Below are 17,683 nucleotides of genomic sequence, written 5' to 3'. Positions count from 1 at the left end.
CCTTACGGGCGTCCGACGCCCGTAAGGTGGCCTTAACGGCATTCGACCGAGACAGGCGGATCAGACGCCCGCGGTGCTCTTGATCCACGAGCGGCTGGCCGCGACGCTCGCGTAGTTGTTGGTGCCCTTGGTGTTCGTGCCGTCCTGGTTCTGGACGGTCGAAGCGACGCCGACCTGCTTGCCGTCGGAGACCTCCGGGCCGCCGGAGTCGCCCTTCCACGCCGAGCCGTTGATCCCGACGCTCTGGATCGCGCGGCCGCCGTACGCGTCCGTCGACGACCCGCTGACCCGCACGTTCGTCGTCTTCAGCGCGGGGGCGGGCGGGCCGGTCGGGGTCTCGCGGCCCCAGCCGTAGAGCTGGTTGGTGGTGCCGCGTGCCGGGTCGGCGCTGCCGAGGGCGATCGGCTTGGCGGTGGTGGCCTGCGCGAGGTGCAGCAGCGCGATGTCGCCGTTGGGCGACTTCACCTTCTTGTCCACCTCGATCTTCGTGCCGCCGCCGAGCTCGTTGCTGCCGACCCGGACGAACATGCCGCTGCCGTCGGAGTCGAGGCAGTGCACGGCGGTCATGACCCAGCTCGCGGCGACGACCGACCCGGAGCAGTTGAAGCCGTTGAACGGACGGCCCGCGGTCTTGACGTAGACCTGGGCACCCCAGCTGACGGCCGGCGCGGTGGTCCCGCCGACGATGTTCGGCTGGGCTCCGGACGCGGCGGCGAGCGCGCCACCGGAGAGGGTCAGTGCGACGGCGGCGGCGGAGGCCGCGCCGATGGTGCGGATACGGCTCACGAGCGGTTCCTTTCGCGGTGGGGACCGAGATGTCGCCGATCACTCGGCTGGTCGGAAAGTAACCGCCGGACCACGGCCCGAGTACCCACGAACGTCGGGACCGTTCCGATCACCCGACTTCCGTCGGTAGGCCTGGGGAAACCCCGAGCACCGGGGGCCCGCGAGAACTGTCGGGGGTGCGCCATAGGCTGGTGGGCGTGGCTGACCCGTCCACCTACCGTCCCTCGCCGGGGAGCATCCCGGACGCACCCGGCGTGTACAAGTTCCGTGACGACACGCGCCGGGTCATCTACGTCGGCAAGGCGAAAAGCCTGCGCAGCAGGCTGAACTCGTACTTCGCCGATCTCGCCGGGCTGCACCCGCGCACGCGCCAGATGGTGACCACCGCGGCGAGCGTCGAGTGGACCGTGGTGTCCACCGAGGTCGAGGCGCTGCAGCTGGAGTACAACTGGATCAAGGAGTTCGACCCCCGGTTCAACGTCCGCTACCGCGACGACAAGAGCTATCCGGTGCTCGCGGTGACGATGAACGAGGAGTTCCCGCGCCTGCACGTCTACCGCGGCGCGCGGAAGAAGGGCGTCCGCTACTTCGGGCCGTACTCGCACGCGTGGGCCATCCGCGAGACGCTCGACCTGCTGCTGCGGGTCTTCCCGGCCCGCACCTGCTCGGCCGGGGTGTTCCGGCGGCACGGGCAGATCGGCAGGCCGTGCCTGCTGGGCTACATCGAGAAGTGCTCGGCGCCGTGCGTCGGCCGGGTGTCGGCCGACGAGCACCGCGCGATCGTCGAGGACTTCTGCGACTTCCTCGCCGGGCGCACCGAGGGCATGATCCGCAGGCTCGAACGGGAGATGGCGACCGCCAGCGAGGAGCTGGAGTTCGAGCGCGCCGCCCGGCTGCGGGACGACCTGGGCGCGCTGCGCCGCGCGATGGAGAAGCAGGCCGTGGTACTCGGCGACGGCACCGACGCCGACGTCGTGGCGTTCGCGCACGACGAGCTGGAGGCCGCGGTCCAGGTCTTCCACGTGCGCGGCGGCCGGGTACGCGGGCAGCGCGGCTGGGTCATCGACAAGGCCGAGGAAATGGACGTCCCGGCGCTGGTCGACCACTTCCTCACCCAGTTCTACGGTGAGGAGGCCGATCTCGCGGCTCGTGACGAGGTCGACACGGGTTCGGCGGTGCCGCGCGAGGTGCTGGTGCCCGAGCTGCCCGCGGACGCCGACGCGGTCACCGAGTGGCTTTCCGGGCTGCGCGGGTCCAAGGTACGGCTGCGGGTCGCGCAGCGCGGGGAGAAGCGCGCGCTGGCCGAAACCGTCGAGCGCAACGCCGCGGAGGCGTTCACCCAGCACAAGCTGCGCCGCGCCGGCGACCTCACCGCGCGCTCGGCGGCGTTGTCCGAGCTGCAGGATTATCTTGCGCTCGAAACGGCGCCGCTGCGCATCGAATGCGTGGACATCAGCCATATCCAGGGCAGTGACGTGGTGGCGTCGCTGGTGGTGTTCGAGGACGGGGTCGCGCGCAAGTCCGAGTACCGCCGCTTCGCCTTGCGCGAGGCCGCCGACGAGGGCGACGTCGCGTCGATCGCAGAGGTCGTGCGGCGGCGTTTTTCCCGCTATCTCAAGGAAACGGCCAACGGCGAAGCAACGGCGGAGGCCGATCCGTCGAAGCCGGGGATCGATCCGGAGACCGGCAAGCCCCGCAAGTTCGCGTACCCGCCGAACCTGCTCGTCGTCGACGGCGCGGGCCCGCAGGCCACCGCGGCCGCGGACGTGCTGGCGGAACTCGGGGTGCACGACGTCGCCGTGGTGGGGCTGGCGAAACGGCTCGAAGAGGTCTGGCTGCCGGGCGACCCGGATCCGGTTATCCTGCCGCGGACCTCGGACGCGCTGTTCCTGATGCAGCGTGTCCGTGACGAGGCACACCGCTTCGCCATCCGCTACCACCGGGAGAAGCGGTCCAAGCGGATGCAAACGTCCGAATTGGACAGTGTGCCGGGCCTGGGGCAGGCTCGCCGTACCGCGCTGATCAAGCACTTCGGCTCGGTGAAGAAGCTCAAGCAGGCCAGGGTCGAGGAGATCGAGGCGGTGCCCGGCTTCGGCAGGCGCACCGCGGAGGCGGTGGTGGCCGCGCTGACCGGGGAGTCCGGGGCGGCCGCGTCGGGAGGGGAGCCGGGAACATGATCGGGGAAGGTAACGCGAAGTGAGTGCGAACGAGGAGAACCGCGGGTCCGGGATGGAGGTCGCGGTCGTGTCCGGGCTGTCCGGGGCGGGCCGCAGCACGGCGGCCAAATGCCTGGAGGACCTGGGCTGGTTCGTAGTGGACAACCTGCCGCCGGAGCTGATCGCCACGATGGTCGAGCTCGGCGCGCAGGCCCGTGGCGCGATCACCAAGGTCGCGGTGGTGATGGACGTGCGCTCGCGGGCGTTCACCGACGACCTCGCCTCGGTGATCAAGGACCTGGACGCGCGGGGCTACAAGCCGCGGGTCCTGTTCCTGGAGGCCACCGACGCGGTGCTGGTGCGCCGGTTCGAGGCGGTCCGCCGCGGTCACCCGATGCAGGGTGACGGGCGGTTGCACGACGGGATCACCGCCGAGCGCGCGCTGCTCTCGCCGTTGCGCGAGGAGGCCGACCTCGTGCTGGACACCTCCTCGCTGTCGGTGCACGACCTGCGGGCCAAGATCGAGGACGCGTTCGGGTCCGAGGCGGGCACGACGACCCGGGTGACCGTGCTGTCCTTCGGGTACAAGTACGGTCTGCCGATGGACGCCGATCTCGTGATGGACGTGCGGTTCCTGCCGAACCCGTTCTGGATCCCGGAACTGCGCGAGCACACCGGGCTGGAGAACGAGGTGCGCAACTACGTGCTCAGCCAGGAGGGCGCCGAGGAGTTCCTCGACCGCTACCATCAGCTGCTGCGGCTCATCGGTGCCGGCTACAAGCGCGAGGGCAAGCGGTACCTGACCCTGGCGGTGGGCTGCACCGGCGGGAAGCACCGCAGCGTCGCGATCTCCGAGGAACTCGCCCAGCGTCTGTCCAATGAGGACGGTATGGCCGTGAAGGTGGTGCACCGCGACCTTGGCCGCGAGTAACGTACGCGCGGTCGCGCTCGGGGGCGGGCACGGGCTGCACGCGACACTCACCGCGCTGCGGCGGGTGACGCGCGAGGTCACCGCGGTGGTCACCGTCGCCGACGACGGCGGATCGTCCGGACGGCTGCGCCGGGAGCTCGGCCTGCTGCCGCCGGGCGATCTGCGCCAGGCCTTCGCCGCGTTCGCCGCCGAGGACGGCGGCGCCCTGTGGGCCGAGGTGTTCCAGCACCGCTTCGGCGGGGACGGCGCGCTCGCCGGGCATGCCGTCGGCAACCTGCTGCTGGCAGGGCTGTTCGAGGTGCTCGGCGATCCGGTAGCCGCGCTCGACGAGGCGGGCAGGCTCATCGGGGTGTCCGGCAGGGTCCTGCCGATGTCCCCGGAACCACTGGAGATCGAGGCCGAGGTCAGCGGCTTGGACAGCGAGGACGCCACCGCGCTGCGCCGTATCCGCGGCCAGGTGGCGGTGGCGACGACACCGGGGCAGGTGCGGCGCATCAGCCTGCACCCGAGCGGGCAGGCCGAACGCCCGCCGCAGGGCTGCGCGGAAGCGATCGACGCGGTGCTCGGCGCCGACGTCGTCTTCCTCGGTCCCGGTTCGTGGTTCACCAGCGTGCTGCCGCACCTGCTGGTCCCGGATCTGCATGACGCGCTGGTCCGGACCACGGCGACCAAGGTGGTCGTCCTGAATCTTGTCCCCCAGCCGGGTGAAACCGCCGGATTCTCCCCGGAACGGCATCTGGATGTGCTGTTCGACCACGCGCCCCGGCTGCGGGTCGACGCGGTGATCGCGGACCGCGATTCCGTCCCCGACCCGCCCAGACTCCGCAAGGCGGCGGAACGGCTGGGCGGGGTGGCGCTTCTGGGGGCCGTGGCAGACCGGGAAGTGCCGGGACGGCATGATCCGGATGCGCTCGCGCACTGCATGCGGGAGGCTCTCGGTCTCGAAACGGGCCGGAGCGGCGGGGGCGGAGTGGCAGACAGGGAGGGGCAGCAATGGCGATGACCGCCGCGGTGAAGGACGAACTGAGCCGGCTGGAGATCACGAAGATCGGGCCACGCCGGGCCGAGGTCGCGTCGTTGCTGCGTTTCGCGGGCGGGCTGCACATCGTGGCGGGCCGGGTCGTGGTGGAGGCCGAGCTGGACACCGGCTCGGTCGCGCGCCGGCTGCGCAAGGAGATCCACGAGCTCTACGGGCACCATTCGGACGTGCACGTGATCACCGCGAGCGGCGGACTGCGCAAGGGGACGCGGTACGTCGTGCGCGTGGTGAAGGACGGCGAGGGACTGGCCAGGCAGACCGGCCTGATCGACCAGCGCGGGCGCCCGGTGCGCGGGCTGCCCGCCGCGGTGGTGTCCGGGGGAGTGGCCGACGCGGAAGCGGCGTGGCGGGGTGCCTTCCTCGCCCACGGCTCGCTGACCGAACCCGGCCGCTCGTCGTCGCTGGAGGTCACCTGTCCCGGCCCGGAGGCCGCGCTCGCGCTCGTCGGTGCCGCGCGCCGGATGGGCATCCAGGCGAAGTCCCGCGAGGTCCGCGGCGCGGACCGGGTCGTGGTCCGCGACGGGGACGCGATCGGCGCGCTGCTGACCCGCCTCGGCGCGCACACCAGCGTGCTGCAGTGGGAGGAACGCCGGATGCGCCGCGAGGTGCGGGCCACGGCCAACCGCCTCGCCAACTTCGACGACGCGAACCTGCGGCGTTCGGCGCGGGCCGCCGTCGCCGCGGCCGCCAGGGTGGAGCGCGCGCTGGAGATCCTCGGCGACACCGCGCCCGATCACCTGCTCGCCGCGGGCAAGCTCCGGCTGTCCAACCGGCAGGCGTCACTGGAGGAACTCGGCCAGCTGTCGGACCCGCAGATGACGAAGGACGCGGTGGCGGGCCGGATCCGGCGGCTGCTCGCGATGGCCGACAAACGCGCCAAGGACCTCGGCATCCCGGACACCGAGTCCGCGGTGACCCCGGAGATGCTCGAAGAAGAGGCGTAGCGGCCCGCGGGTCACCGGCGGATGAGGCCCCGCTGGTGCGCGGTGGCGACGGCGGCGGTGCGGGAGTCGACGTCGAGCTTGGCGTAGATGTGGACGAGGTGGGACTTCACCGTGGCCTGGGTGAGGAACAGCTCGGCGGCGATCTCGGCGTTGGACAGCCCGTCGGCGACCAGGCGCAGAACCTCGATCTCGCGGCGGGACAGCGCGGTGCCCGGCGCGCGCATCCGGTCCATGAGCCGGTGGGCCACCTCGGGGGCGAGCGCGGTGCGGCCGGCGGCCGCGGCCCGCACCGCGGCGGCGAGTTCCTCGGGCGGCGCGTCCTTGAGCAGGTACCCGGTGGCTCCCGCTTCGATCGCGGCGAGGATGTCGGCGTCGGTGTCGTAGGTGGTCAGCACCAGCACGCGCGGCGGGTCCGGCCGGGCGGTGATCGCCGCGGTGGCGTCCGCCCCGCGCATTTCCGCGCCGAACCGCAGGTCCATCAGCACCACGTCGACGGCCAGCGTGGCGGCCAGTTCCACCGCGCGCTCGGCGGTACCCGCCTCGGCGACCACGGCGAAGCCCGGTTCGGTGTCCAGCACCGCGCGCAGCCCGGCGCGGACGACGGGGTGGTCGTCGGCCAGCAGCAACCGGATCGTCTCGCTCACGGGTCCTCCAGTGGCCGATCGTGGTTGGCGAAGCTGACCGCGAGCGCGGTGCCCGCTCCCGGCGCCGACTCCACGGTGAGCGTGCCACCGAGCGCGTGCGCCCGCGCCCGCATCGCGGCCAGCCCGAAACCGCCCTCGTCGTCGCCGGTGGCGGGCAGTGTCTCCGGGGTGAACCCGATCCCGTCGTCGACGGCGTCCAGCGCCACCCCGGTGTCCATATAGGACAGTGTGACCCCGGCCCGCCGCGCCCGCGCGTGGCGGACGGTGTTGGCCAGCGCCGACTGCGCGATCCGCAGCAGTGCCACCTCGTACGGGGTGGGGATCGGGACGGGCTCGCCGTCGAGGTGGAAGTGCACCGCGAGCCCGGAGTGCTCGGCGGTGGTGGCGCACAGCCGTTCCAGCGCGGCGGTGAGGGAGCCGTTCTCCAGGTCCGGCGGGGTGAGCGCGTGCACGAACCGGCGGGTTTCGGCGAGGTTGTGCTGTGCCTCGGTCCTGGCCCGGCGCACGTGCTGTTCCGCGTCGCCCGGCCGCCCGGGCAGCGCCCGCTCGGCGGCACGCAGCAGCAGCTGGATGCTCGACAGGCCCTGGGCGACCGTGTCGTGGATCTCCCGTGCCAGCCGCTCCCGTTCGGCGAGCACCCCGGCCGAGCGCTCGGCGGCGGCGAGGTCGCCGCGAAGCACGCTCAGCTCCTCGATCCACCTGCGCCGCTGCTCGCTTTCGCGGTACAGCGCCTGGTAACCGAGGACCGTGGCCACCGCGACCGCCGCGCCCAGCGCCGGTCCGATCACCGCGGCGACGGTGAACGCGCGCTGGTGCCAGGCGAACCCGGCGATCGCGAGCACGGTCGTGACGACCACGACGGGCGGTCCCCACCGCCCTGGCAGCAGGTGCAGCTGCAGGAAGAACAGCGGGAACGCCAGCCACACCCCGTCCGGGGTGAGCCACAGCAGCCCCAGCCACACCGCGGCGAGCGCGGCCAGCCACACCGCGGCGGCCGGTCCCGAACGGCTCACCCGGGGCAGCAGCGGCCCGGTGACGTACACGCCCGCCATCACGACCGCCGCCACGACGATCCATGCGGTACGAGGCTGGCCGCCCGCCACCGCGCGGACCGCGGCCAGCGTCAGCAGCCCGGCCATCAGCAGGTGCAGGCAGACGCGCAGCACCCGCAGCGGCCGGGTCAGCGCGTGCGGTTCCATGACCTGCCCAGACTACGGCGCGTGGCGGGCGGGGCATCGATCGAAAGGTTGATTCCGGCCTCCGCGGTTCGATACCGCCGAAGCGTTCCCCGGTGCGATGACCGGCGGCCGGTCCAGGAGAAGAGTCGGCCGTGTGCCGGGAGAAGTCCCCGGCCGGATGCACCGGAAGGAGCCGACGTTCGCCGTGTTCGTCGCCTGGAGAGACCTGCGGTTCGCCAAGGGGCGCTTCGCCCTCATGGGGACCGTCGTCGTGCTGATGACCCTGCTGGTCGGCCTGCTGTCCGGCCTCACCGCCGGACTGGGGAAGGCGAGTACCTCGGCCGTCACCGGCCTGCCCGCCGACCACCTGGCGTTCGCCGCGTCCTCGCACGGGCAGCCGCCGTCGTTCACCGAGTCCACTGTGGACCGGGCACAGCAGGCGGGGTGGGCGCGGGTGCCCGGGGTCACCGCCGCCGAGGCGCTCGGCATCACCACCACCAAGGCCACGACGTCCTCGGGGGACACCGGGGTGGTGTCGGCCTTCGGGGTGGCACCCGGCTCGGGCCTCGCCCCGGCCGCCGGGCGTGTCGGCCAGGGGGAGGTGGTGCTGTCCACCGGGGCCGCCGACGCGCTGTCCACCAAGGCGGGTCAGACCGTGCTGCTCGCGGGCGCCCCGGTGCGGGTCACCGCGGTCGCCGGGGACGCTTCCTACAGCCACACTCCGGTCGTCTGGACCAGCCTGGCCGACTGGCAGCGGCTCACGCCGGGCGGCGGGGCGGGCGAGCGCGCCACGGTGATCGCCTTGCGCACCACCGGCGGCGCCGACCTGGCCGCCGCCGACACCCGGCTGGGCACCACCACCGTCACCCGCGACGACGCGCGCTCGGCCATCGGCTCCTACACCTCGGAAAACGGTTCGCTGCAACTGATGCGTGGCTTCCTGTTCGCGATCTCGGCGCTGGTCATCGGCGCGTTCTTCACCGTCTGGACGATCCAGCGGGCCGGGGACATCGCCGTGCTCAAGGCGCTGGGCGCCACGACCGGCTACCTGCTGCGTGACGCGCTCGGGCAGGCGGTGGTGCTGCTCGTGACCGGCACCGCGATCGGCACCGGCGCCGCCGCCGGGATCGGCGCGGCCGCGGCGGGCACGGTCCCGTTCGTGCTCGACGTGAGCACGATGCTGCTGCCGGCGCTGGTGATGATCGCGCTCGGCGTGCTGGGGGCGGCGCTGTCCGTCCGCCGTATCGCCTCGGTCGACCCGCTGACCGCGCTGTCCACGCACTGAATCCACCCGGACACCAGGGAGAAGTACCGATGAGCCTGCGGCTGAACGACGTCGTCCTGACCTACCGCGACGGTGACCACCGGCTGACCGCGGTCGACCACGCCGAGCTGGACGTGCCGGCGGGCACCGCGACCGCGCTGGTGGGGCCGTCCGGCTCGGGGAAGTCCAGCTTGCTCGCGGTGGCCGCCGCGCTGGTCACCCCCGACTCCGGAGAGGTCGTCGTCGACGGCACCACCGTCACCGGCATGAGCCGTGCGGCGAAGACCACGCTGCGCCGCGAAAAGATCGGCATCGTCTTCCAGCAGCCCAACCTGCTCGGTTCGCTGACCGCCGTCGAACAGCTGGAAGTGATGGCACACCTCGACGGCAGGTCACCGCGCACCGTTCGCCACCGTGCTCGCGAACTGCTCGACGCGGTCGGGCTCGCCGGCCACGGTGCTCGTCGTCCGCACCAGCTCTCCGGCGGCCAGCGGCAGCGGGTCGCCATCGCCCGTGCCCTGATGAACGACCCGGCGGTACTCCTGGTGGACGAGCCGACCAGCGCGCTGGATCACGAGCGCGGCGCGGCGATCATCGACCTGGTGCTCGGGTTCACGCGCCGCCAGGACGTCGCCACCGTGCTGGTCACCCACGACACCGCGCATCTGGACGGCGTGGATCGGATCGTCGAGATCCGCGACGGCAGGCTCGCCCTCACCGCTCCGGCCCGCAGCCCGCTGACCGGCCGCCCCCCCGCCGGCCGGTCAGCAGGTGCGCGCCCAGCACGGTGATCTCGTGCCGTACCGCGATACCGGTGCGGCGGGTCGCGATGAGGCCCGCCGCACGCAGGATCGAGGCGTGGTAGCTCGCCGAGGCGGCCGAGACGCCCACCCGCCTGCTCAACTCGGTGGTGGTGCACCCGGCCTCGGTGGCCTCCAGCACCCGCGCCCTGGTCACGCCGAGGAGCGCGCTGAGCGAGCCGAGGTCCCTGCCCGCTGCCCGGTTCGTGGCCAGGATGGCTGTCCTCCTCGCGGCTGAAATGATCACCGGAACCACGGTAGCCGGGTGGTGCCGACGTATTCCTGTACCGGAACCGGGCCGCGTCCGCGTCCGGATCGGCGGACGTCCGAGGCCATGACCAGCGCGAACGTTGTGAATCGCCGGTCGTGCTCCGGCGCGGACCGGCAGAATCGGCAAAACCCGCGCGGCACCGTGAACGGGCGGGCGGCTTTTCGCCGCCGGACGGCTCGGGCAGGATGGAAACGGACTCGCCCGGCCGCGACGGGTGGCGCGTCGGGGACCGCGGAGGGGATGGGTGATCATGCGCCAGGCGGCGGAGCCGTTCGGGGAGCGGCTCCGTACCGCGCGGGTGCGGGCCGGGCTGAGCCAGCGGGAACTCGCCGAGCGAGCGGGCGTGAGCGAACGCACGGTGCGCGGCGTCGAACGGGGCACGGGTGGCAGGCCACGGGGCGAATCCCTCCGGCGGCTGGCCGAAGCGGCAGGGCTGGAACCACCGGAGCGCGTCCGCGTGGCCGGGGCCCGCCGCGGGCCGCTGATCTCGGTACTGGGCCCGCTCGGCTTGTGGCACAACGGGAATCCGGTCGAGATCGGCGCGCTCAAGCAACGCACGCTCCTCGCCTTGCTGGCGGTGCAGCCCGATCGGGCGGTCGGCACGGACGAAATCGCCGAGCTGCTGTGGGGCGAGGACCCGCCGAAGTCCGCCGCGAACCTGCTGCACACCTACGTCGCCCGGCTGCGGCGGATTCTCGAACCGGGCCGGGGCAGCGGCGCGGCACAGCTCATCGTCGCGGTCAGGGGCGGTTACCGGTTGCGGGTGACCGGAGGGCAACTGGATCTGCTGCGCTTCGACGAGCTGATCGGCGAGGCGGGCCGATGCCGTGCCGAAGGGGAATTCCGGCAGGCACTCGCGGCGTATTCGGCCGCGCTCGGGCTCTGGCGCGGCCCCTTCTTGTCCAATGTGGACAGCCGGATCCTGGCGCACCCGGTCGCGGTCGCGGTGCTGCGGCGCCGGACCGAGGCCACGCTCGGCTACGCGGACACCGCGCGGGAGCTGGGGGAGCCCGGGCAAGCGGTCTCCCGCCTGCGGGCACTCGCGGACGAGGAACCCCTGCACGAAGGACTGGCCGCCCGGCTGATGCTCGCGCTGGCCGGTGCCGGGCAGCAGGCCGAGGCGTTGCGGCGGTTCGACAGCACCCGCGCCCGGCTGGCAGGCGAACTCGGCGTCGATCCGGGTGCCGAACTCCGCGAGGCACACCGCCGGGTGCTCGCCCAGGAGCTGCCCGAGCGGGAGACGTCGCCGGGCGAGCGGCCCGTGCCCCGGCAGCTGCCCGCCCCGCCGCGGTTGTTCACCGGTCGCGCACGGGAGCTGGCGCGGCTGGGCGAGGCGCTCGACGCCGGTGCGGATCTCCGCAGCACCATGGTGATCTCGGCGCTCGGCGGCATCGGCGGGATCGGCAAGACCTGGCTGGCGCTGCACTGGGCCCACCGGAACGCGCACCGGTTCCCGGACGGTCAGCTGTACGTCAACCTGCGCGGATTCGATCCCACGGCCGAGCCGGTGTCCCCGGCGGTGGCCGTCCGCGGGTTCCTGGACGCGCTGCGGGTCGCGCCGGGCGCGATCCCGGCGGACGAGGGGGCCCGGTTCGCCTTGTATCGCAGCCTCGTCGCCGGTCGCCGCATGCTGGTCGTGCTCGACAACGCCCGCGACGCCGCCCAGGTCACCGCGTTGCTGCCGGGGAGTCCCGACTGCACGGTGGTGGTCACCAGCCGCCACCGGCTCGGCGGGCTGGTGGCCACGCACGGCGCGCTGCTGCTCACCCTCGACGTGTGGACCGGGCAGGAGGCCGGGGAACTGCTGACCCGGCATCTCGGCGCCACGCGGGTGGCGGCCGAACCGGACGCGGTCGCCGATCTGCTCGCGCTGTGCGGTGGCCTGCCGCTCGCGGTGGGGATCGTCGCGGCCAGGGTGGCGACCCAGCCAGGGCTGCCGCTGCGGGTGCTGGCCGAGGAACTCCGGGACACCGCGGGCCGGCTCGACGCGCTGGACGCGGGCGAGGTGTCGGCGAACCTGCGGGCGGTGTTCACCTCGTCCTATCGCGCGCTGGACAGCGAAGCGGCGACCCTGTTCGGGCTGCTCGGCCTGGCACCGGGGCCGGACATCGGCCTGACGGCCGCGGCCGCGCTGGCCGGGTTGCCGGTCGCCAGGGTGCGGACGCTGCTGCGGGAGCTGGAGGCGGCGCATCTGGTGGCCCAGCCGGTACCGCTCCGCTATCGGATGCACGATCTCGTGCGGCTCTACGCCGCCGAAGAAGCCCGTCGGAGTCTCGGCGAACCCGTACGTGCCGTGGCGTTGCGCCGTCTGGTCGATTTCTTCCTGCACACCGCCTACACGGGCGAGCGGCTGCTCGAACCGCATCGGCCGCCGATCGAGCCCGGGACACCGGCCGAGGACGTCCGGCCACAGCCGCTCGCGGATGAGTCCGAGGCGCTCGCCTGGTTCGACGCCGAGCACCACTGCCTGCTCGCCGCGCACCGGTTCGCCGCGGAAGCGGGCTGGGACGAACAGACGTGGCGCCTGGCGTGGTCGCTGGACACCTTCCACTACCGGCGTGGCCACCTGGCCGACAATCTCCGCGTCTGGCAGGACGGACTCGGTGCCGCGCGGCGGCTCGGCACCCCCACGGCGCTGGCCTGGGCGCATCGGCGGCTCGGGCACGCGCATGCCCGGCTCGGCGGCCGCGCGGACGGCATCGAGCATCTGCGGCAAGCCGTCGCCGCCACCGAGCGGACCGGCGACGTCGCCAATCTCGGTAACACGCATCGGTTTCTCGCGCTGGCGCTGGCGCAGAACGGTTCGGACGAGCTCGCGCTCACGCACGCCGCCGAATCGCTGCGGTTGTTCGGCACGCTCGACGATCCGGTCGGCGCGGCCAACGCGCACAACCTCGTCGGCCGGTGTCACGTCCGGCTGGGCAACCACGGCCAGGCCCATGCCCACTGCGAGCGCGCGCTCGCGCTGCACCGCGAGCACGCCGACCGGCAGGGCGAGGCGAACGCGCTGGACAGCCTCGGCTACCTCGCCCAGCACGCGGGCCGGTACGCCGACGCGATCGCCCGGTACCGGGAAGCCCTTGCCGTGCAACAGGAAATCGACAACACCTACGACAGGGCGAGCACGCTGGACCAGCTCGGCACCGTCCTCGACGCGGCGGGCAGGCAGGCCTCCGCGCGGGACGCGTGGCGCCAGGCCGTGGAACTGTACCGGGCACAACACCGCGTCGCGGAAGCCGACGAACTGGCCGGACGGCTTGCCGCGTCGTGCGAGGACCGCGCCGGTTAGCGGGTTCCCGCGCACCGTGACCGTATCGGGTGTGGATCATGACGCTTTCGAGGAAGTGTGACCGGACCCGTTAACGCCACAGCAGACTCGTAACGCAGCGGTTTCATGCCAGGGCGCACGCCGGAAACCTGGCGCCCCGAACCTCGATCACAGGCGACGAGCCTCTGAGGAAAGGGGAGACCCATGCGCACGAGCGAGCAAGGCGGGGAGCGGCCGCGGGTTTCGGCGGAGGTCGGCACCTGGCTCACCCGGCGCAGCGCGACGGCGGACGACTGGAGCGCCGAAGAACTGGTGGCGGTCAAACGGGGTACCACGGTGTCGGTGGTCATCCCGGCGCGCGACGAGGAGGCCACGGTCGGCGCGATCGTGACGGCCATCCGTGAGGAACTCGTCGAACGGCATCCGCTGGTCGACGAGATCCTCGTGGTGGACAGCCGATCCACCGACGCGACCGCCCGGGTCGCCGCGGCGGCGGGCGCGGACGTCGTCGCGCAGGACGCCGTGCTGCCCGCACTGTCCGGTTTGGACGGTAAGGGTGAGGCGCTGTGGAAGGGGGTCGCGGCCACGAGCGGTGATCTCGTCGTCTTCGTCGACGGCGATCTCCGCGAGTTCACCACCGGCTACGTCACCGGGCTGCTCGGCCCGCTGCTGACCGATCCGTCGGTGGCCTACGTCAAGGGTTTCTACCACCGCCCGCTGATCGGCGCGGCGGGCACCGACGCCGACGGCGGCGGCCGGGTGACCGAGCTGGTCGCGCGGCCGCTGCTCAACATGTTCTGGCCCGAGCTGGCCGGGTTCGTGCAGCCGCTCGCCGGTGAGTACGCCGGACGCCGCGAGGTGCTGGAGAGCATCCCGTTCGTCGCCGACTACGGCGTAGAGATCGGGCACCTGATCGATCTGCTGGAGCTGCGCGGGCTCGACGCGCTCGCCCAGGTCGACCTCGGCCACCGGGTGCACCGCCATCAGAGCGTCCAGGCGCTTGGCCGGATGGCCGCGCAGATCATGCACACGCTGATGGACCGGCTCGAGCGCTACGACCGGCTGATCGCGGCACGTCCGCCGTCGACGCTGCTCGCCCAGTTCCAGCGCGGTTCCTCGGGCGAGGGTGTCGAGCGCGAGCTGGTGCTCACCGACCTCCCCTGCGCGCAGCGGCCTCCGCTGGCGAGCCTTCCGGCGTCGATCCGGTGGGGAGAACGTGTTGCGTAACACCGCCTGATCTGTACGTAAAGTCCGTTTTGCCGGTAGGGTGATCTTGCGAGAGCGAGGAGACACGCGGCGTGCCCCGGCGGTGACGCCCGGAGGAGAGGGATCCCCTTGGGCGACGGCTGGGGCGCGCGGACCGACTACGACGTCCTCGTGATCGGGGCCGGGTTCGCCGGCCTGCACCTGCTCGCGGAGCTGCGGAAGAGCGGATTCACCTGCCACGCCTTCGAAACCGGCGGCGGGGTCGGCGGAACCTGGTACTGGAACCGGTATCCCGGCGCGCGGTGCGACATCGAGAGCCTCGACTACTGCTATCTCCACGACCGCGAGCTGCACCGGGAGTGGACGTGGTCCGAGCGGTTCGCCGGTCAGCCGGAAATCCTGCGCTACGCCGAACACTTCGCCGAGCGGGCGGGGTTGTACCCGTTCGTCACCTTCGGCACGCGGGTCGTCGCGGCCACCTTCGACGAGCCGTCTTCGACCTGGCTGGTGCGCACCGAACATGGCGGGGAAGTGCGGTGCCGGTTCCTCGTCACGGCCGTCGGCTGCCTGTCCGCCGCGCAGATCCCGGACATCCCCGGGATACAACGGTTCCGCGGCGAACGCTTCCACACCGGGCGATGGCCGCACGAACCCGTGAACTTCGCGGGCAAGCGGGTCGGCGTGCTCGGCACCGGGTCGTCGGGCATCCAGGTGATCCCGCGGATCGCCGAGGAGGCCGCCGGAGTCGTGGTGTTCCAGCGGACCGCGAACTTCAGCGTGCCCGCGCGGAACCGTCCGCTCACCGAGGCCCAGCTGGCGGGGGAGGCGGAGAAGTACGATGAGCGCGTCGCACTGGCGAGCACGACCCGGTTCGGGCACGTGGTGGCGGGCACCGGAAAGTCCATTCTGGACACTGAACCCGCCGAGCGGCGAACCGCGCTGGAACGCCGATGGGCCGACGGCGGGACGGGGATCGTCGCGACGTTCACCGACACCGGCCGCGATCTCGCGGCGAACGCGCTGCTGGCGGATTTCTTCCGGGACAAGATCAGGAAGACCGTGACCGACCCCGGGACCGCGGAGCTGCTCGTCCCCCGAGGCCATCCGATCGGCACGAAACGGCTCTGCGTCGACGACGGCTACTACGAGACGTTCAACCGGGAGCACGTCCGGCTGGTGGACCTGCGCGCCGAACCGATCGAGGAGATCACCGAGGACGGCGTTCGCACCACGAAGGAGAGCTACCCGCTGGACGTGCTCGTCTTCGCCACCGGCTACGACGCGTTCACCGGGGCGCTGGCCAGGATGGACATCACCGGCCGGGACGGCGCCCGGCTGCCGGACCGGTGGGCGGACGGGCCGGGGACCTACCTCGGGCTCGCCGTGTCCGGGTTCCCGAACCTGTTCACGATCACCGGCCCCGGCAGCACCATGAATCTGTCGAACATGCTCCGGGCGATCGAGCACCACGTCGCCTGGATCCGGGAACTGCTGGTACAGCTACGTTCGGCGGGTATACGCACGGCGGAAGCCGAACAATCCGCGCAGGACGAGTGGGCGGTGCGGGTCGCCGAAGCCGCGAGCCGGACGTTGTACCACCATGCCGATTCCTATTACCTCGGCGCGAACATCGAGGGCAAGGCGCGGGTGTTCATGCCCTACGCCGGCGGTCTCGACCAGTACCGGCGCATCTGCGACGCCGTGGCACTGGACGGCTATCGGGGCTTCCGGCTGTCGCATGTGGACGAACCGGTGGCGCCGTGAGCCGCCCGCTGTCCGGTTTCGGGCTCGGCGTCGTCCTGCTGGCCACGCTCCTGCCGATGATGGACTCGTTCATCGTCAACGTCGCGTTGCCCACGATCGCCGGGGAACTGGGCGCGCCGAACGCCGATCTCGAACTCGTCGTCGCCGGATACGGCATCGCGTTCACCCTGCTGCTCGTGCTCGGCGGCAGGCTCGGGGACGCGTATGGCCGACGTCGCGTACTCGTGATCGGGCTGCTCGGCTTCGTCCTCGCCTCCCTGCTGTGCGCGCTCGCGACCGGCGCGGAGTGGCTGGTGGCCGCCAGAATCGTGCAAGGCGCGACGGCCGCGCTGATCCCGCCGCAGGTCCTCGGCACCATCCAAGCCGCCGTCGCGCCGGAACGGCGAGCGAAGGCGATGAGCCGGTACGCGGCGGTCAGCGGGCTGGCCGCGATTCTCGGGCTGGTGCTCGGCGGGGTCCTGCTGAAGGCCGATCTGTGGGGCACCTCCTGGCGTCTGCTGTTCCTGGTCAACCTGCCGCTCGGCCTGATCGCCGCCGTGCTGGCCGTGTTCGTGGTGCCCGACAGCAGGTCCGAGCACCCGGCGGGCGTCGACCTGCGCGGCACCGCGCTGCTCGGCGTGCTGGTGCTGGCGGTGCTCGTGCCCCTCAACCGAGGCCCGTTGCTGGGCTGGCCGTGGTGGACGCTCGCGTTGCCGTTCCTCGCCCCGGTGGTGGCGATCGCGTTGTGGCGTACGGAAAAACGAGTCGTCGACTCCGGCGCGGTGCCGCTGCTGCCGCCGTCGGTGCTCACCGAACCGAAGGTGCGCGGGGGATTGCTGCTGCTCGCGCCGTTTCTGGCCGCCTGGGCAGGATTCCTCTTCGCGCTGCCGTTGACGCTGCAACACGGAATCGGCCTGGACCCGTTGGCCGCCGGACTCGCCGTGGCCCCGATGTCGCTGGCGTTCCTGCTCGGCTCGTTCGCGATACCGGCGTTGCGTACCCGGTGGGGTGCGCGGGTGACGCCGTACGGCGCGCTGGTGCAGGGGCTCGGCGTGGTCTGGCTCTTGGCCGCGTTGCCGCTGGGCTGGTTCGGCGGCACCGTGTGGAGCGCGTTGCCGGGCCTCGTGCTGATCGGCCTTGGCCAGGCACTGGTGGTGGGCGCCGCGAACATCGAGGTGCTCGGCGCGGTCCCCACCGCCTACGCGAGTGTCGGTGGCGGCATCTTGGTGACCACGCAACAGGGTGCGATGGCGATCGGTGTCGCGGCGCTCGGGACGCTGTTCGGCTCCATCCAAAGTGGACAGAGTTACGCGGCGGCGTTCGGTGTGGTGCTGGCGGTCCAGCTCGCCGTCGGCCCCGGGGGGGGGGGGGGGGCGGGGGGGGCGGGGGGGGGCCGCGCGGGCGCGGGGGGGGGCGCCCCGCGCGGGCGGGCGGCGCGGGGTGAGAGGGCGCC

The 17,683-nt window shown here is 72.5% G+C and carries 14 protein-coding genes; 10 read left to right on the top strand and 4 right to left on the bottom strand.

The window, feature by feature from the left end:
• Positions 1–60 precede the first annotated feature (60 nt).
• Positions 61–786 carry a S1 family peptidase gene (locus ACFWY9_RS25550; protein ID WP_378324779.1) on the bottom strand — a complete coding sequence of 242 codons (726 nt, stop codon included), beginning with the start codon at positions 784–786 and terminating at the stop codon, positions 61–63.
• Positions 787–983: 197 nt separating this feature from the next.
• Between ACFWY9_RS25550 and uvrC the strand changes: the two genes are divergently transcribed.
• Genes uvrC through whiA form a run of 4 tightly spaced genes read left to right on the top strand, consistent with a single transcriptional unit; the run spans position 984 to position 5,856 of the window.
• Entirely contained in the window at positions 984–2,963 is a 1,980-nt protein-coding gene (gene uvrC / locus ACFWY9_RS25545) for an excinuclease ABC subunit UvrC (protein ID WP_378324780.1), read from the top strand.
• 52 nt (positions 2,964–3,015) lie between these two features.
• Entirely contained in the window at positions 3,016–3,873 is an 858-nt protein-coding gene (gene rapZ, locus ACFWY9_RS25540; protein WP_378324960.1) for an RNase adapter RapZ, read from the top strand.
• The gene (yvcK, locus tag ACFWY9_RS25535; RefSeq protein WP_378324781.1) at positions 3,860–4,876 is read left to right on the top strand and encodes a uridine diphosphate-N-acetylglucosamine-binding protein YvcK; all 1,017 of its coding nucleotides are present in this window, start codon (positions 3,860–3,862) and stop codon (positions 4,874–4,876) included. Before rapZ ends, yvcK begins: the two co-directional genes overlap by 14 nt.
• Positions 4,867–5,856 (top strand): DNA-binding protein WhiA, encoded by a 990-nt coding sequence (gene whiA, locus ACFWY9_RS25530; RefSeq protein WP_378324782.1) that lies wholly within the window; start codon positions 4,867–4,869, stop codon positions 5,854–5,856. Before yvcK ends, whiA begins: the two co-directional genes overlap by 10 nt.
• 11 nt (positions 5,857–5,867) lie before the next feature.
• Here whiA and ACFWY9_RS25525 read toward each other — a convergent pair whose 3' ends face one another.
• Both ACFWY9_RS25525 and ACFWY9_RS25520 read right to left on the bottom strand, forming a co-directional pair.
• Positions 5,868–6,500, bottom strand: a complete 633-nt coding sequence (locus tag ACFWY9_RS25525; RefSeq protein ID WP_378324783.1) for a response regulator — start codon at positions 6,498–6,500, stop codon at positions 5,868–5,870.
• Positions 6,497–7,699 (bottom strand): sensor histidine kinase, encoded by a 1,203-nt coding sequence (locus tag ACFWY9_RS25520; RefSeq protein WP_378324784.1) that lies wholly within the window; start codon positions 7,697–7,699, stop codon positions 6,497–6,499. Before ACFWY9_RS25520 ends, ACFWY9_RS25525 begins: the two co-directional genes overlap by 4 nt.
• Before the next feature lie 184 nt (positions 7,700–7,883).
• On the opposite strand from ACFWY9_RS25520, the gene ACFWY9_RS25515 reads away from it, so the two are divergent.
• Positions 7,884–8,963, top strand: a complete 1,080-nt coding sequence (locus ACFWY9_RS25515) for an ABC transporter permease (RefSeq protein ID WP_378324961.1) — start codon at positions 7,884–7,886, stop codon at positions 8,961–8,963.
• A gap of 29 nt (positions 8,964–8,992) precedes the next feature.
• Positions 8,993–9,733, top strand: a complete 741-nt coding sequence (locus tag ACFWY9_RS25510) for an ABC transporter ATP-binding protein (protein WP_378324785.1) — start codon at positions 8,993–8,995, stop codon at positions 9,731–9,733.
• On the opposite strand, the gene ACFWY9_RS25505 is transcribed toward ACFWY9_RS25510, so the two are convergent.
• Positions 9,657–9,989, bottom strand: coding sequence for a helix-turn-helix domain-containing protein (locus ACFWY9_RS25505; protein ID WP_378340103.1), 333 nt, complete (start codon positions 9,987–9,989; stop codon positions 9,657–9,659). The genes ACFWY9_RS25510 and ACFWY9_RS25505 overlap by 77 nt on opposite strands.
• 274 nt (positions 9,990–10,263) lie before the next feature.
• On the opposite strand from ACFWY9_RS25505, the gene ACFWY9_RS25500 reads away from it, so the two are divergent.
• The 4 genes from ACFWY9_RS25500 to ACFWY9_RS25485 all read left to right on the top strand — a co-directional run.
• Positions 10,264–13,302 carry a BTAD domain-containing putative transcriptional regulator gene (locus tag ACFWY9_RS25500; RefSeq protein ID WP_378324962.1) on the top strand — a complete coding sequence of 1,013 codons (3,039 nt, stop codon included), beginning with the start codon at positions 10,264–10,266 and terminating at the stop codon, positions 13,300–13,302.
• 183 nt (positions 13,303–13,485) lie between these two features.
• Positions 13,486–14,508: a glucosyl-3-phosphoglycerate synthase gene (locus ACFWY9_RS25495; RefSeq protein ID WP_378324787.1), complete on the top strand. Its 1,023-nt coding sequence runs from the start codon at positions 13,486–13,488 to the stop codon at positions 14,506–14,508.
• 108 nt (positions 14,509–14,616) lie between these two features.
• Positions 14,617–16,251, top strand: coding sequence for a flavin-containing monooxygenase (locus tag ACFWY9_RS25490; RefSeq protein ID WP_378324788.1), 1,635 nt, complete (start codon positions 14,617–14,619; stop codon positions 16,249–16,251).
• Positions 16,248–17,683: MFS transporter (locus tag ACFWY9_RS25485; RefSeq protein WP_378340102.1), on the top strand; the 1,436-nt coding region annotated here is incomplete at its 3' end. The genes ACFWY9_RS25490 and ACFWY9_RS25485, both read left to right, overlap by 4 nt.

The organism is Amycolatopsis sp. NPDC059027 (assembly GCF_042739735.1).
Taxonomy (GTDB): domain Bacteria; phylum Actinomycetota; class Actinomycetes; order Mycobacteriales; family Pseudonocardiaceae; genus Amycolatopsis.
The sequence above is the reverse complement of the archived record's forward strand: the minus strand, read 5'-3'. Positions and strand labels throughout refer to the sequence as shown.

Bases quoted from the DNA above. Each gene is read 5' to 3' on its own strand.
- rapZ (WP_378324960.1), top strand. From the start codon at position 3,016: ATGGAGGTCGCGGTCGTGTCCGGGCTGTCCGGGGCGGGCCGCAGCACG.
- whiA (WP_378324782.1), top strand. From the start codon at position 4,867: ATGGCGATGACCGCCGCGGTGAAGGACGAACTGAGCCGGCTGGAGATC.
- ACFWY9_RS25520 (WP_378324784.1), bottom strand. From the start codon at position 7,699: ATGGAACCGCACGCGCTGACCCGGCCGCTGCGGGTGCTGCGCGTCTGC.
- ACFWY9_RS25510 (WP_378324785.1), top strand. From the start codon at position 8,993: ATGAGCCTGCGGCTGAACGACGTCGTCCTGACCTACCGCGACGGTGAC.
- ACFWY9_RS25500 (WP_378324962.1), top strand. From the start codon at position 10,264: ATGCGCCAGGCGGCGGAGCCGTTCGGGGAGCGGCTCCGTACCGCGCGG.
- ACFWY9_RS25495 (WP_378324787.1), top strand. From the start codon at position 13,486: ATGCGCACGAGCGAGCAAGGCGGGGAGCGGCCGCGGGTTTCGGCGGAG.